This is a genomic window from Lewinella sp. LCG006 (assembly GCF_040784935.1).
GTDB lineage: Bacteria > Bacteroidota > Bacteroidia > Chitinophagales > Saprospiraceae > Lewinella.
Window position 1 is genome coordinate 6,908,746 of record NZ_CP160680.1, and the last position, 16,234, is coordinate 6,924,979.

Annotated in this window: 10 protein-coding genes; 8 read left to right on the forward strand and 2 right to left on the reverse strand. The window is 40.2% G+C overall.

The window, feature by feature from the left end; genetic code table 11:
- Nucleotides 1–215 precede the first annotated feature (215 nt).
- Both AB0L18_RS25325 and AB0L18_RS25330 read left to right on the forward strand, forming a co-directional pair.
- Nucleotides 216–2,192 (forward strand): hypothetical protein, encoded by a 1,977-nt coding sequence (locus AB0L18_RS25325; RefSeq protein WP_367390113.1) that lies wholly within the window; start codon nt 216–218, stop codon nt 2,190–2,192.
- A gap of 202 nt (nt 2,193–2,394) precedes the next feature.
- Nucleotides 2,395–4,419 carry an NACHT domain-containing protein gene (locus AB0L18_RS25330; RefSeq protein ID WP_367390114.1) on the forward strand — a complete coding sequence of 675 codons (2,025 nt, stop codon included), beginning with the start codon at nt 2,395–2,397 and terminating at the stop codon, nt 4,417–4,419.
- 207 nt (nt 4,420–4,626) lie between these two features.
- Here the strand turns inward: AB0L18_RS25330 and AB0L18_RS25335 are convergent, their stop codons facing one another.
- The gene (locus AB0L18_RS25335; RefSeq protein ID WP_367390115.1) at nt 4,627–6,300 is read right to left on the reverse strand and encodes an IS1634 family transposase; all 1,674 of its coding nucleotides are present in this window, start codon (nt 6,298–6,300) and stop codon (nt 4,627–4,629) included.
- 485 nt (nt 6,301–6,785) lie between these two features.
- Between AB0L18_RS25335 and AB0L18_RS25340 the strand changes: the two genes are divergently transcribed.
- From AB0L18_RS25340 to AB0L18_RS25365, 6 genes are all read left to right on the forward strand, one after another.
- Entirely contained in the window at nt 6,786–7,667 is an 882-nt protein-coding gene (locus AB0L18_RS25340) for a DUF4007 family protein (protein ID WP_367390116.1), read from the forward strand.
- A complete protein-coding gene (locus AB0L18_RS25345; RefSeq protein WP_367390117.1) occupies nt 7,651–10,851 on the forward strand; it encodes a hypothetical protein in 3,201 nt (1,066 codons plus the stop codon). The genes AB0L18_RS25340 and AB0L18_RS25345 overlap by 17 nt, the downstream gene beginning before the upstream one ends.
- Nucleotides 10,844–11,956 (forward strand): phosphoadenosine phosphosulfate reductase family protein, encoded by a 1,113-nt coding sequence (locus tag AB0L18_RS25350; protein WP_367390118.1) that lies wholly within the window; start codon nt 10,844–10,846, stop codon nt 11,954–11,956. Before AB0L18_RS25345 ends, AB0L18_RS25350 begins: the two co-directional genes overlap by 8 nt.
- Before the next feature lie 10 nt (nt 11,957–11,966).
- Complete coding sequence (locus AB0L18_RS25355) at nt 11,967–14,291, forward strand: DUF262 domain-containing protein (protein WP_367390119.1); 2,325 nt, start codon at nt 11,967–11,969, stop codon at nt 14,289–14,291.
- 147 nt (nt 14,292–14,438) lie between these two features.
- Entirely contained in the window at nt 14,439–15,203 is a 765-nt protein-coding gene (locus tag AB0L18_RS25360) for a hypothetical protein (RefSeq protein ID WP_367390120.1), read from the forward strand.
- Nucleotides 15,193–15,606: a nucleoside 2-deoxyribosyltransferase domain-containing protein gene (locus AB0L18_RS25365; RefSeq protein WP_367390121.1), complete on the forward strand. Its 414-nt coding sequence runs from the start codon at nt 15,193–15,195 to the stop codon at nt 15,604–15,606. Before AB0L18_RS25360 ends, AB0L18_RS25365 begins: the two co-directional genes overlap by 11 nt.
- Before the next feature lie 142 nt (nt 15,607–15,748).
- Here AB0L18_RS25365 and AB0L18_RS25370 read toward each other — a convergent pair whose 3' ends face one another.
- Nucleotides 15,749–16,234 carry a hypothetical protein gene (locus AB0L18_RS25370; protein WP_367390122.1) on the reverse strand — a complete coding sequence of 162 codons (486 nt, stop codon included), beginning with the start codon at nt 16,232–16,234 and terminating at the stop codon, nt 15,749–15,751.

A 16,234-nucleotide genomic window follows, 5' to 3' on the forward strand; every position in this document is an offset into this window, starting at 1 on the left:
AAAAGGCCAACATTCGTTTGAATGTTGACTTTTTTGAGAGTGGCTCGGCTGGGATTACAACTTGTTTTTTAAATCATTGAATACCAGCAATTAACGCTCTGCGAAAATAAATCTTAGAAAAAACTCAGTCTTATTGCCTGATTTGCGCTTGTTTTTGATGCAATTTGTTGGAAGTGGTTAGATCTAGCTTTCTGAAATCTTACTATTTTTAGCAGGTGAAAAATCGTCTAAAACCTCTTCTTGCTTTCTTTGGCCTCCTAATGATCATCGTCATTGTGAGCCTGGTACCCGAATTGATCGGGGGTGACTTGACCGATTTTCTCAAAGGCAAATTAGGTGATAATTACCACTACACCATTGTAGGTGCAGGATTGTTGGCCCTACTCGTTTACACGTATTGGAGTGAAGGGGACGGTTTTTTCAACAGAAAAACGAATGGGACTCCATTGGAGAATGTGTCTCAAGATAGTCTACAAAATATCCGTACCAGTCTCTCAGAAAGTTACCAGCAACGCATTGATAGTAAGCTGGCCAGTAGATTTCCCGTAAATATCGAAGTAGCCTACAGCAGAGAAGGCTCCCCAACCAAAGGCCATCTCTACAATAAGAGTCTGCGTGTCAGCGACCTAAAAAAAGAGCTAATTGAAATTTTCGACAAGCAACGTGGTCGTTTACTTATCATAGGGGCACCTGGTGCCGGGAAAACGACGCTCTTGCTTCAACTGGCAATCAAGTTGTTAGAGCGAGGTGAAGAGCAAATTCCGTTCATTATTAACATTGCTACCTGGCGGGTCCGCTTTAATTCCATAGAAGAGTGGATGAAGGAATTGCTTCCGCAAATGGGCTTCTCTAAAACACTAGCATCGCAAATAATAAGAGAGGGCCGCCTGCTTCCACTATTTGATGGGCTAGATGAGTTGATGGAAGAAGAGAGACCTAGTTTTCTTGATGCGGTGGCAGTCTATGGAAAGGATAATGCTGCAAAATATGCGATCTGCTCACGAGTTATAGAATATGCGGAGACTAAAGATGCGGCTGTAGAAGGACAGGTAATGGTGAAACCACTTGGACTGACGCAGATAATACAGGGCCTAAAAGAAACTGAATCTACCGAAACTCAAGGCTTGCTAGATGCAATACGTAAAGATCCACTACTGGCAGAGGCACTGCAAACCCCATTTTACCTTAATACAGCTCAACTGTTATTCTCAACTAAGCAAACTTGGGAAGAAGTTAAATTCACAGGAAATCATTTGAAGGATCGAGAGCAAGAAATTGTAGAGAAATTCGTCATTAGCAATATTGAAAATTTTGCTCAATACAATTATTATCATGTTAGAAGATGGATTGCATATCTGGCAAATACGATGCAGAGAAAAAACATTGTAGATGTAGAGCTATCTAAATTACAGTATAATTGGTGTAAGCTTACTCGAAGACAGTATATCGCTCAAGCACTAGTCTTCACTTTAGTTGTAGGGTTGACAGCAGGTACGTTCGCAGGCATATTTTTCGGTATTATCCTTGGATTGTCTGAGGGGATAATCGGTGGTGTTTTTAGTGATATTTTAGGTGGTATTTTCAACGGTTTACTTTTTGGTTTAGTCGTAACTTTATTAGGCTGCATGGTTTATGGTCTTTATCTTGGCATCAAAAAAATAAGGGGGATAATCGAAACACGCGAGACAATTAGATGGTCTTTACAATTGTATTTTGACGGTCTCAAAAACAGTTTACTAGGAAATAAAAAATTTTATTTTGGCATAGCACTTTTATTCGGATTTTACTTTAGTTTATTTGATGGGAAGGAAATCATAGTAGTCATAAACAGTATCTTGGGGGGAGGAGTCGCAATTATGATAACAAGTACAGCGTTAAGTCTAATTAACATAATAAGCAACGCCCAATCCTATCTAAAAACAACCCACCCCTACCAACGCTTCTACGCCTCCATGTGGTCGCTCCATTTCTCTATCATCCAGCACTTCCACCTCCGGCGTATCCTATACAAAAAAGGCCTCCTCCCCTGGCGCTTGGTAGATTTCCTCAACGAAGCCACTAAAAACAACATACTGGAATCCGACGGCGGTTCCTGGCGGTTCCGGCACCGGATTTTGCAGGATTATTTTGCGGAACACTGGGAGAAGGAATACGCGGCTACGGAAGATGGGATGATGGAGGAAGGGGAATAAGCGGTCTTGCCCTCCTCCCCTACTTACCTCCCTTTTTCTGCTTCGCCTCCTCCTTTTCCTTCCCCAAAAACTGGAGCAAGCGCAGCAATATGTTGAGCCGCTTTTCGGTGGTAGCATAGGGGTACCTACCGTTTCGCGGAGATTTTATTAACTTTTTTTTGAGGTTTGGGAGCATGCGTAAAAAACTTACTATTTTCATCCGGTGAAAAATCGATTAAAACCCTTACTTACCTTCTTTGGGCTCCTGGTGATCATCATCATTGTGAGTCTGGTTCCTGAATTGGTTGGGGGTGATTTGGCTGATTCTTTAAAAGGTAAATTGGGGAAAAACTATCATTACATCATCATAGGTGTGGGATTGCTAGCCTTACTTGCTTACACATACTGGAGCGAAGCAGATGGTTTATTCGGCAAAAAAGTAAAAGAAACTCCGTTAGAAAACGTCTCACAAGATAATCTGCAAAAGATTCGTAGCAGTTTGCTTGAGAGCTACCAAAAGCGCATTGATAGCAAGCTAGCCAGTAGGTTTCCCATCGAACTGGAAGTGACGTACACTCGTGAAGGGTCGCCGACCAAGGGCCACATCTACAACAAAAGCCTACGTATCAGTGATCTCAAGAAAGAGTTGATCGAAATTTTTGATCAGCAGCGAGGACGTCTACTTATTATTGGCGAACCAGGAGCGGGCAAAACAACCCTACTTCTCCAATTGGCAATTAAATTACTTGAGCGAGACGAAGCGCAGATTCCATTTATCATAAATATTGCCACATGGCGATCACGCTTTTCTTCGGTAGAAAAGTGGCTCCTAGAATTACTCCCGCAAATGGGGTTTTCTAAAGCGCTGGCAAGGCAAATGATCACCGAGCAGCGGCTATTACTCCTATTGGATGGTCTCGATGAAGTAGCGGAGGAAGAGCGCTCTGTATTTTTGAATGCCGTAGCCAATTACGGAAAAAGCAATCAGGCTAGGTTCGTTATTTGCTCTCGCATTCGGGAATATACGGACACGGTGGATGCCCCTGTAAATGGCCAAGTCATGGTCAATCCACTTACCTTAACACAAATTGAACAGGGATTAAAGGATACTGCATCGCCAGAAGCAAATGGTCTATTGGATGCCATAGCGAAAGATGCACTTTTAGCAAAGGTTCTAATAGTTCCTTTCTATCTAAATACGATACAGTTACTTTTTGCTTCTAAGAAGGTGTTAGAAGAATTTAAATTCACTTCCAACAAAATAGTAAAAATAGAACAAGAAATTATTGCTGCTTTCGTAGATGATGCCACCAATAAATTAGGTGATTATTCCCGAGAACAGGTGAGAAAATGGCTAGCGTTTTTGGCAAGTAGGATGAATCGATACAATTTGGTAGACGTTGAATTATCTAGTTTCCAATACCATTGGTGTAATTTAAATGAAAAACAAATTTTATCGCAAAGCTTTGTCTTCTTCCTAATCGCTAGCTTAAGCTACAGCTTGACTTTATCCCTCCTCTTTGGGCTATGCTCTGGGCTTATCTCTTGTCTCCTTACCGGGCTAGCCTCCTTGTTGTTCTCCGGGTTGTTGTATGGGTTATACTTTGGGTTCGTTGTATGGTTAGCTTTAGGGTTAGCAGTAGGACTAGTTGTAGGGTTATTTGGAATGATAGTTAAAGGAATAAAAAAGAGAAATATAATTATAGCGATACAAACAGACATAGACATTGAAACCAAGGATAAATTAGTATGGTCACCTTCTTTATTAAAAATTAGCTTCAAAAATAGTTTTAGACTTATTCTCGTCGCTGGCCTAATAGCTGGCTTAGTCTTTGGGATAGCCGTTGGTTTTACTATTAATCCAATAGCTGGTCTAGTAGCTGGTCTGGTAACCAGTCTAGTCAGTAGTCTAGTCCATATCTTGGTCAGGGGTTTGGGCTATATATTAGATAGCAATAGATCATATCTAAAAATTCACCACCCCTACCAACGCTTCTACGCCTCCATGTGGTCGCTCCACTTTTCCATTATCCAACACTTCCACCTCAGATACATCCTCTACAAAAAAGGGCTCCTCCCCTGGCGCTTGGTAGATTTCCTCAACGAAGCCACCAAAAACAATATCCTGGAATCCGACGGCGGCTCCTGGCGGTTCCGGCACCGGATTTTGCAGGATTATTTTGCGAAGCATTGGGAAGATGTATATGCGGAAACAGAAGATGGCCATCAAAAACAAGAAGAGGGATAAGCAGTCTTGCCCTCCTCCCCTACTTACCTCCCTTCTTCTGCTTCGCCTCCTCCTTTTCCTTCCCCAAAAACTGGAGCAAGCGCAGCAATATGTTGAGCCGCTTTTTCGGTGGTAGCATAGGGGTACCTACCGTTTCACGGAGCTTGGAAACGTCTTTTTTCATGGCTGGAAACTCATACGGTCTTTTCGCGTAAGACGAAAGTGAGTTCACGCCTCCCATGGATGACGATAAATATCTGTTGGCAATCGCATCATCTTAAGCAACCTCAGGTGATGTTCTTCGATGCCCTGCAAGTGTACGCTGGCTTTGTGATCATCAGTCATTATGTAGATCATCTGGACGCTTCGGAACGCGCTTAAGACCAGCGATGTGGTAGGTCGCTCAACTTTGCGGCCGGGATTGCCGGGCACCAGATTGGTAAGATAGCTGTTTTGTTCGCTTTTCAGTGTTTGGCGGATGGTGTATTGCCACAGATTATAGTACTGTAGAGCCAGCATTAGTATGCGCAACATGGCTTGGATGCGATTTTCTTTTTTCAGGAAGATTGGCGTAAGCGAGGTGCATTTGGTCAACAGCAAATGAAAATGCTGCTCGATACGATACTCCTCCCAGTAACAAAGTACCACCTCGCAAGCCGAGAGTCTATCCGAAGGAGCGTTAGTGGCCATCACGCGCCATCCGGCCAGTTGCTGTTCGATGTTGTTTTGCTGCTCGTCCAGTGTAAGTTCCACACTGCAAGGTTCGGCCGGGTCCTGAGATAGTGTGATCTTCCAGCTGTATAGGTGAGCGACTTTGTGCTTGTCCAGTATCTTGTTGATGGTTCGTTCAGCTTCCTCTACCGACTTGATCGTTTTACGACCTCGGTTGCGCGTGAAGCGCAGTCTGACCTCCTGGCAAGCGGTCTGGCAGCGTTGCTCTAGTTGGGCAACTTGGCGCTTGCGTAGATTCAAGCTACATACCCCGAATAGCCTTTGGGTGTGAATCGTGCCGTCAGCGGAGATGATTTCACGTGCGGGCAGCTCTTTAACCAGCGCGATGGCTTGTGAATCCTTACTTCCCGCCGCCTGACGCATTACGCGTTCGGCGGGCTCTTGTTGTTGCTCAATCCACTCACGGGCTTGCATTAATTCCTCTCGTGAGTATTGTCGTTGAGCCAATGGGCCCAAGTAGTAGTTGCCGCTGTCAGCAATGAAACACATATTGTACTGATTACACAGCTTGCGGTCTCCCACTACCAGTACTCCTTTGGACTTGAGACCTTGTTCCCAGGCCTGTTCCAAGGCTGGCACGTAAAGCTTGTCGTCACTGTTTTGCCCTGCTACCACGTTCAGAGCCAGTGGCAGGTTGGCTTTGTCTATAGCCAGTAGCATCAATTTTACCTGAGGTAGGGCCAAACCCGTGGCATTATGCCCCAACTGAAAAATGCCTTCTGTTTCTCGATGACTTTGAGCCGTGGTACTGTCGATACGCACCGTATCAAGGGGACCTTGATCAGTACCGTTGTCCAGATCGTAAAACCGAATTAGCGATTGGTTATGATCGCGCTGAAAGGACATCCAGCGCTCATCGTCCTTAGACAGGTAGTCCAGCAGACTACCCAAACGGTCATCACTGAGATAAGCAGCCTGAAAATCAGCTTCATCCAAAAGCCAACTCAACGTGCGCTCCAAGCCCAAAGCCCAGTCTTCTACGCTGTACAGTCGATGATCGTTCTCGCTCAGAATATAGACCAGAAAAGCCTCCAATGTCTTGCCAATACTGGTTCCCTGCCACAAATGATGAGTAGGATAGTGCTTGTCCACGCGCTGGGACAAACCGGTCGATTGGAGTAGGCGACTAATCACCGGTAGATCGCCTACAGGCTCTGCTTTGATCAGCATACAGTTTTCTTATAAAACGCTTTGCGAACTCACTTTCGTCTTACGCGAAAAGACCGTCATAGTATCATTAAGGAGGGCAATATATAAAACATTTTGTGTTTTGTGGTTTTTGTTTTAAACATTAACAGTTAGGTTTGTGTAAAGGTGTAAGGGTTGGGAGGGTGTAAGGGTTTGGGGCTGGATGTAACAGACCATCTGGATCGTAAAACCGCTGAGCTCCTGAGGGGGAAAGGTCTTAGGTTTTATATAGGCCTCCTTTCTGGATGAGGTGAGGAAGCGGAATTATCGGTATAGATTTCAGGGGGAGATTAAGAAGATTAAGAAGATCAAGCGTATGTGAGGGGCGGATATGCACCGGAAAGAATTAATCTCAACCAAAGTGATTAAAACTTCGCATAACTCCGACTTGTTTAACCACAAATATGTGTAACTTGCAGTGGCTTAAAAAACAAAATGTTTCTATTCAAGAGGTATCATAATTCGATATGGGAAGGATAAGTTTTTCAGGACACGAGTCTTTTACATGCAAGCAATTTTGGCTTAAAAAGGGCGCTGATTTTGTAAATGATAAAGAAAATAGCTTCTCCCAAGACCAAGCTATTGTTACGCTTGGTGTTGGTAAGAATATGGTAAGGGCAATTAGATTTTGGCTTAAAGCTTTTGATGTCACTGACGAAAATGACGAATTAACTTCACTTGGTCAGTATTTGTTTATCGACGGGAAGGATCCTTATCTAGAATCCTTAGGCTCTATTTGGTTACTTCATTACCATTTAGTCGCTAGAGGCCGGGCAACTATTTATGATCTAGTCTTTAATGACTTCCGAAGAATCAAGCCCGAATTCCGGTTTGAGCACTTGCAAAAATATATTGAAAGATATTGTGACGCCGAAGACAGTAATGCTTACAACCGAAATACCGTTAAGCGGGACATTAGAGTATTGCTAAACAATTATCTACCTCCTAGTTTTAGTAAACGTTCGGAGATTGAGGATAGCTTTAGTGGATTGCTGTACGAACTAAATCTACTGCAAGAAGTTTCGAAACAAGACCTCTTAAGAGAAGAGGTGCATACTTATTATTCTATTGAAGCCGAATTCAGAGAAAATCTTCCTTGGCAAATAGTACTCTATGCTATTTTGGACAATGATGATTTTGGCACCACTATTACTTTCCAGGATTTGTATTCTTCCAGAAATTCTCCTGGTAGTGTTTTCGCTCTAAGCCAGGAAGGATTATATCAAAAAATTGAAGAGATCTGCAGCCATTTTCCCGAATGCTCCTATTCTGAGACAGCAGGAAATAGAGTTCTACAAATTTCAAAACCCTTAGAAAAGTCTAGGATCTTAGATGAGTACTACAACTAATAAAGGCTATTCGCCTTCAGTTAATATAAAAAGAGATCGGCGTAAGTCTCTCTCTTACATCCCCACTCCTAACGCTAAAAGAGTGGCAAGTAAAATCGTTGGCGGATTGTACAGCGGTGCAAGATCTCACGTTATCGTGGGTGCGTATGGTTCAGGTAAATCAATCTTCCTTTGGGCTTTTTCTAAGACACTATCTCAAAGCAAAAGTTATTTTGAGCTGCCCTCTGATTTAGAACTAGATCGATTTCATGTAGTAAATATTGTTGGAGAATATCGTTCTATTATAGAAGCTTTTGCTGAAGAATTCCAACCAAATGAAGACTACGATACCGATAGTGTTTTAAACGCAATACATGCCCTTTATGAAGAGCAACGTGAGAAAAACAAGAACCTCGTAATTGTTTTGGACGAGTTTGGAAAATTTCTTGAATACGCTGCTAAACACGATCCTGACGAAGAGTTGTATTTCATTCAAGAGCTAGCAGAATACATCAATGATGAGAAAAGGAATCTGCTTTTTATTGCAACACTACATCAAAATTTCAGTGCCTACGGTTATCGTTTAACTAAACAACAACAATCAGAGTGGAACAAGGTACAAGGCCGTTTCCAAGAAGTAACCTTTAACGAGCCTGTAGAGCAATTACTGTTTCTCGCATCTGAGCGCTTGTCCTTAGAAATCGATAGTAAACCTCCCGGATTTGCTCCTCTTTTTAAAGCAATTAAACGATCACAGAGCTTCCCTCTTCGAGATTACCTTACAGAGGACATTGCTCAGAAGCTTTTGCCCTTAGACATACTTTCTGCCGCCGTGCTTACATTAGCGCTCCAGCGATATGGCCAAAATGAGCGATCGCTGTTCTCATTTCTTGAAAGCAGTGATCATTTAGGGATCACCAAGGAGCGAAAAAGTAGTTACTATTCTATTGCTGATGTCTACGACTACTTAAAGCACTCGTTTAGTGTAATTAATACTAAACATAACCCACACTTCGTCCAATGGGCCGCTATATCCGTAAGTCTTGAACGTGCAGAAGGAGTCTTCGATGATAATCTACCTGATGCCGAAGCGTTATTGAAGACAATTGGGTTATTGAGTATTTTTGGGAAAGGCTCGATGATTTTAGATGAGGAGTTCTTGACAACTTACGGCAAAAGAGCCTTAGGGATCAAGACCTCAAAAGCTATAATTGATAAATTAGTCGAAAATAGAATCATTCGCTTTACCAAGTACAATAATCGTTATAAGTTATTTGAAGGTACTGACCTAGATATAGAGTTAGCAATTGACGAGGCAGGAAACCTGATTGAACGGTTTAGTAATATTGCGGGGCCTCTAAGAGAATATTTTGATTTCCAGGTAGTACTAGCTAAGTCTATTTATTATCAAAAAGGAACTCCTCGCTTTTTTCAATACGTCATTTCAGACGACATTACGGATGAACGGATTACCGATGAGATTGACGGATATATCAATCTCGTTTTCAATGATGAATTGACCGTAGAGGAATTAATTGACAAGGCAAAAAAGCAGAATGCTCCTATTTTGTATTGTCTTTACCAAAACACAACCGATATCCAGAAAGTACTTTTCGACATCAAAAAAGTCGAAAAAGTTATTGAAAACAACCAAGACGACACAGTTGCCGTCAGAGAATTAAAAAACATTTTAAATCACCAAAAACGATTACTTAATCATTATGTGATAAACCGGTTCGGAAATTCAGGGAGTTCAGTCTCTTGGATAGACAAAGAAGGTGTTTGTCAAATTGCTAGTGAGCGTGATCTAAATCAAAAGCTTTCTCAAATTGCTGATCGAGTTTATAACGAAACCCCTAGTTTAAGTAGTGAACTCATCAACAAGACTAAACTTAGTGGAGCAATAAAAGGAGCTCAAAGAGTATTCATGACCCAAATGATTGAGAGCTATGATCAAGAAGATTGGGGATTTGAAAAGAACTTGTTCCCTCCTGCAAAATCTATCTTTTACTCATTAGTAAAAGATAAAGGGATGATCCATATTGATAAGAATGGAAATTATTCATTAAAAGCTCCAGAAGATTTATCTTTTTCTAGCATTTGGGGGAAATGTACTGGTTTTTTAGAGTCAACACAATCCGGACGCAGGAGTATTAGAGAATTAGTGGAACTTTTATCTCAGCCTCCTCTAAAACTAAAATACGGCTTTACCCAATTTTGGTTACCACTATTCTTATTCATCAAGAGGAATGACTTTGCACTTTATCATGATGACGCATATATTCCTGTGTTGTCAGCTGAAACCCTCGATATTGTGCTTAGATATCCACACCAATACTATATTAAAGCATTTCAAGTAAATGGTATTGATCTTGAATTATTTAAGTATTACCGTGAGTTCGTTCAGTTAGTAGAGGCCTTACCTAGCAATGCAACACTAATTGAAACGATTCGGCCTTTCTTGAGACTATATCGTGATCTACCTGCTTACTCTAAAGTAACAACTAGAATAAGTAAGGACGCACAGCGTATTAGAGAATTAATAGCAAAAGCTAAAGATCCAGAGGCACTCTTTTTGAAAGATATACCTGCGGCCTTAGGGACAAGTAAAGGCGAATTAGCTCAAGATCCCCAAAAAGCCGAGGCATTTATTAAAAAGCTTGAACTTGCAATAACAGACCTTAGGACCTCTTTTGATAGATTAGAGTCTAGGTTTAGTGACCATATTAACGCAGTTATTGGATACGACAGCCCCAAAGAAGGTATAGAAAAGAGGTTTTCGAATCTTCAGTTGTCCTTGTTATCAAGGAAACAACAAAGCTTTTATCAACGGCTTATTTCGGACCTAGAATACTCCCCCTGGTTAAGCTCTCTTAGCCAAGGAGTGATTGGTAAAACACTAGACAAGATTAATGATAAGGAGGAAGCCGTACTTTACCAGTCATTTACAGGGATGTTGGAAGAACTTGATAACCTCCGTGATATTTCTAAAGCATCAAGGGAGGGTTCTGACACAACCAACTTAATGCTAGTGGATATCCAAACTACTGAAAAAGGAAGGATACGAAAGGTTTTACAGTTAAGTCCTACCAAGCAAGCAAAGGCAAAATCAGAAAAAGATGCTATTTTAGCAACACTTGGTAAGGATAAATCCATTTCGATTGTCGTTATTGCAGAAGTATTAAAAGAGTTATTAGATGAGTAATGTTAGACACGTAATTGGAATTTCAGGAGGAAAAGATAGCTCAGCATTGGCAATTTACCTTTCCGACTTATATGGTGACATGGGGCTTGAGTATTACTTCTGTGATACAGGTAAAGAGCTTGAGGAAACTTATCAATTGATAAAGAACCTGGAATCTTACCTTGGCTTCTCTATCATAAAATTACGTGGAGCAGATCAAAGTCACCTCAATCCATTTGATCACTTTTTGCAGGTCTATGGAGGCTATCTGCCTTCTTCGAATGCTCGTTGGTGTACTAAAAAACTTAAGCTAGATCCATTTGAGAAATTTGTTGGAGACGATCCAGTGATCTCCTACGTAGGCATTAGAGGTGATGAAGATCGTGAAGGTTACATTTCAAGGAAAAATAATATCCAATCGATTTTTCCTTTTCGCCGTAATATTTGGAGCGAAGATGTAATTAAGAAGGTCCTCGCGAATAATGCAGTAGAAGTTATTGCAGAATTCTATCGAAACCAAGTAGATGACAAAGATCGCTTGGACAGAATCTTAGAAGTGGTTTCTACACCTCTTTCCTTTTCGCTAGACATGAAGCATAAACTAGATTTGCTTCTTAATCTTGGCGTCAAGGATTTTAATCATATTGTATTTCGCTTTATTAAAGAATTTACCGACTACCCTCTTTCCAAGGTTGACCATTTTCCTTTGATTGACAATGAAGATAACCTCATAAGAGATAACATCTTTGAAATTTTAGAAAATAGCGGTGTTGGTGTACCTGCTTACTACAAAGAAATACCGTTTGAGGACGGAAATAATAAGGGAACCTATGCTCGTAGCCGCTCTGGGTGCTTCTTCTGCTTTTTCCAGCAGAAAATTGAATGGGTTTGGCTTTACGAGCAACATCCTGACCGATTTGCAAAAGCTATGGAATACGAGAAAGACGGGTTTACATGGATGGATAATGAAAGTTTATCTGACCTTATTGAACCTAAACGACTTGCGCAAATAAAAGCTGATTATATCCTTAAACAAGAACGAAATGCAGCTAATTCAAACTCACCTTACTTGCTAGATCGAATTGAAGAGGCTGAGGGTGAGGGGTGTGCGGCTTGTTTTATATAATTTTAAAATTATGCCACAACGCAATATAGATTCTATATTTGAGGCAGAGGCCGTTTCTCTTGCTGATCTTTACAACTGTGAAGGTGGAGTTGCCGGGTTCAAAATCCCTATCTATCAACGACCATATGACTGGGATCAAAACAATATTAGTCGCCTGTTTGAAGATATATCATCTGGTCTTTATTGGTCGAAGACAGATCCAAATTCTTTATCCTTTTTGGGCACTGTAATTGTGCTAGATGAACAATCTAGAGAGTTGTCATTTGATGGTAGATCACTTAGCATTATTGACGGCCAACAAAGACTCACCACCATATCAATTGTAGCATGTTTGTTATATGAAACGATTGAAAAGCATAAGAGGCAACTAATTGACCTAACACATAGAGATATTAAACAATGGCTAGATCAAGAAGCAGATTATTTGCAAATTCAACTGCTAAATTTTATAAGAGGACAGTTGTCTCCCGACGGAGTAACCTTCTTCCCGTTTCCTAGAATTATTCGGCATAAAGATAATAGGGCTAAGTCATACAGAGACGCAGAATACATTTCCTTGATCGCAAAATTTTTATTTGATTTTTCTCACGACTATTTAACTGCTTCACCAAGGCCATCCAATGGTTTTCTTCCCACCTTCTCTTTTCCGAGTACAGACGAAGGCAAAACTATAAAGAAAAATATTCAAATAATTAGTAGTCTGATTGAGGTAATATCAGCATCTGACCCTGATTTTGAATCAGATGACACATCAATACAGCTCACTAATATAAATGATTTTTCAAGACCTGGTTTAAGAATGCTGTTCGAAAAGCTACCTGCTGAAATTGCTGATACTCAGAGGTTACTATCAGCTGTTACAAACTATCCTGAAATACTAGGAATACTTAGGTTATTATCATTTGTTAGCTTTCTAATGAAAAATGTAATAGTTACCTTAGTAAAGGTTACTGACGAAAAATATGGTTTTGACATCTTTGATGCACTTAATACTACAGGAGCTCCTCTTACTGCAATTCAAACCTTCAAGCCGCAAGTAATCAGATATGAAAAGACTGTAGGTCGGTATGAAAATTCAGAGTCAGAATCGCATTTTAAAGAAATTGAAAGATATACAGAATCATTTACAGGCACGACCAAGAAACAAAATGCAGCAAAAGAATTAGTAGTTACTTTTGCTCTTTATAAAAATGGAGAAAAGCGCTCTAAAAGTTTAGACGACCAAAGAAGATATTTAAAAAATTCATATGACGGTATTGGAGAAGATAATCAAAGTTCAGCAAATAAAAGACTTTTTACTAAGAACCTTGCTGAAGTCGCTATGTACCGGCGCTGTTTTTGGGAAAGTGATAACTTAGAACTACAACATAATATACCGGAAAGGGAATTAGTAAGCTTGTGCCTGACTTTCTTAAGGGATTTAAAGAATGCTCTTTCTATTCCAATTCTGGCTAGGTTCTATTTTTCTGCTTTGGAACAAAGCGAGTACAGTTTGTTTTCGGACGCAGTGAAAGCATTGACTGCTTTTGTTGTCCTGAGACGAGCTTTTACAGGTGGAACTGCAAATATTGATAGTGACTTACGGGGTATTATGCAGAATGGCCCTAGGCGAAGAACAAATCCGCCAACGCATGTCCCCTTAAATGTAGGACTTGTTGAAGGTAGAAATATTGTTTCAATTTCAACCTTTAAAGAATATCTCAAAGATTGGTTGACAAAACCTAGAATAAATATCACAGAAAAAGAGTCATGGATTGAAAGAGCAGCAGTACAACCTTTGTATAGTCATTCGGGGCCTCTATGTAGATTTCTACTACTAAGTGCTTTTCATAATGCAAGACAAGATCCAAATGATCCGTGGAAATTAAGGAAAACTCGTCCTAGCCGAGAGGTAGACTTGATGAATGTAAGTATTTGGAGAGGATTAGAAATGAGTACACTAGAGCACATTGCCCCTGAAAGCGGCCCAAAACCAGGGTGGGACCAGGACATATATACTCAGCCACATACAAAAGATTGTATTGGCAATCTAATTCTATTGCCACAAAAAGAGAATTCAGTATTAGGTGATAGGTCATGGGAAGATAAAAAAATATTATTTGAAGCTTTTGCCAGCGGTACGCCTGAAGAGTTATCTTTAGCAATAGAAAAAGCGGAATCTAGAGGTTTTAATTTTGGAAAAAAAACTATGTCAGTTCTTCAAGATGGAAACCAACTTCCAATTGTTGGATTTTTGTCGTCCACTCCACCTTGGAGCAAAGAAATAATTGAATCAAGGGCGGAAAACTTACTTGGCCTTGTGTGGGATGAAATATCACCTTGGATTTTTGAATAACGACTCAGTGATAAGTGGTTTACAATGTGTAACCTAACATTTATTTGCAAAACTGCAAAAGGAAATTGCTGAAGCAAATAAATTAATCGATTGAAATTCGACTGCTTCACCAAACACTCAGATCATTGAGTGACAATGCAGAATGATATGAAATTTTCTGAAGCTTTGCTAATTGTCAAAGAGTTCTTCTTAGAAGTACTTGGCTTTCTTATCCCCGGTTTAATATTCGTATTCATCTTATCTGTTACATTGAATGATAAAATCCTTAACGAAGTATCGGTCAAAATAGATGGCTCGTACCAAGCCCCCTTATTAATTCTGATAGCCTATGTCTTAGGCTATATAATTTATGGTGCTAGTGAATTCAGGGACTCAATTTTTTCTGGAAAGATTTACTACGGATGGTGTGTTCTAAAATGGTACAAAAAGCATCAGCCGGATAAGGATTGGAGTTTACAATCTTTCGAAGCTTTCCAAGACAACCTCTATAAGAAAATTAAAGAGGGTGAGGCATGGAAGCTCTCAAACCAACTACTACGAGTACATCTTAAAAATTTTGACTATCAAATAAATGAAAGAGTTAGAGATGTCAGGAATCTTTTAATGTCATATATATCGGAATCTGACAACACTAAAATTTATACATTTACCTTTCGAGCAGATTTGTGTAGACACTTGAGTACAGTGTTTATTTTTTATGTAATTTTAGGAGGCGTTTTATTTTTTTCAGCAAGATTAAAGCCTCTTCTGGCATGCAACCAGAATAGTTGTATTCTTACATTTTGCTTTATTCTCGTTATATTTACAATCTTTCTCGGTAAAACAAGAAGAAGATTCTACAGCATTGCAATACGGGTACCTTTTTCCATGTTCACCGCTTACTTAACTAAGGCAAAGCAAGATGAAGAATAAAATCTATCTCGCTGGAGGTTTACGGAGTGACTGGCAGAAAAAAGTCATTGAAGCTTTTGATGATGAGTTTATCTTTTTTAACCCAAGAGAGCATGGTTTAGAGAACAATAGCAGGGAGTATACCACTTGGGATTTACATTTTCTAGGGCAAAGCGACATACTTTTTGGATACATGGAAACAGATAATCCCTCTGGGTATGGGCTTGCACTAGAAGTCGGATTTGCTAAGGCTCAGGGAAAAACCATCATCTTAGTAGATGAAAAATCGCCTAAGGATTCTAGTTTTGACCGGTACTACAAAATGGTTCATGATACAAGCAACGTGGTATTCTATACCTTAGATCAAGGTATAGAATACCTCAAGAGTTTCGCAAGGTCTAGTCATTCTACTCTAGCCTTGTGATCGCAGGAATTTATTATAGGTACTCCGCCCCACCTCTGACTTTCATTTTTTTATGCAATAATTCGTTATAAGTAAATTGGATGTGGAAGATGAGTTGTATATAGTAATGTCAGAGTCTTTCTCTTTAAAAGAGAATAATTAATCACTCAAACACAAACTCCGTAAAAGAAAACGGCTTATCAAAATAAGCTTTATCCTGCTTAAATTCCTCTTCCAAGATAGCCAATCCCCCATTAGTATAGGCTTCTACGATTTCCCTGAGCTCCAAAGATTTCTTGTCCAACTCCGCCTCCATCATAAAATCATAATCCCGGAAGGGTGTGCCGTCCTCAGCTAAAGTACAGGCTACCAAATAATCCCTCAGCGCTTCCGGCTTCCAATCCCTTATAGCCATAACATTGGAACTGCTCTTTTCAGGGCTTTCCAATTTAACACTTTTATGCTTTCTAAGCCCAAGGAAAAAGGCGTACATGTACAGCTCGTAGTTTTTAGCAAAAACCTTCACTCGATCACGCCGGTCTTGCTCGGAGCCACCCCACTTTCTGGAAAAACGCTCAAATAAGTGCTCATACCTTTTAGCAAACTTCGGTTCTTTGATCATCAGTTTATGTACGATGGTTTCTTCCAT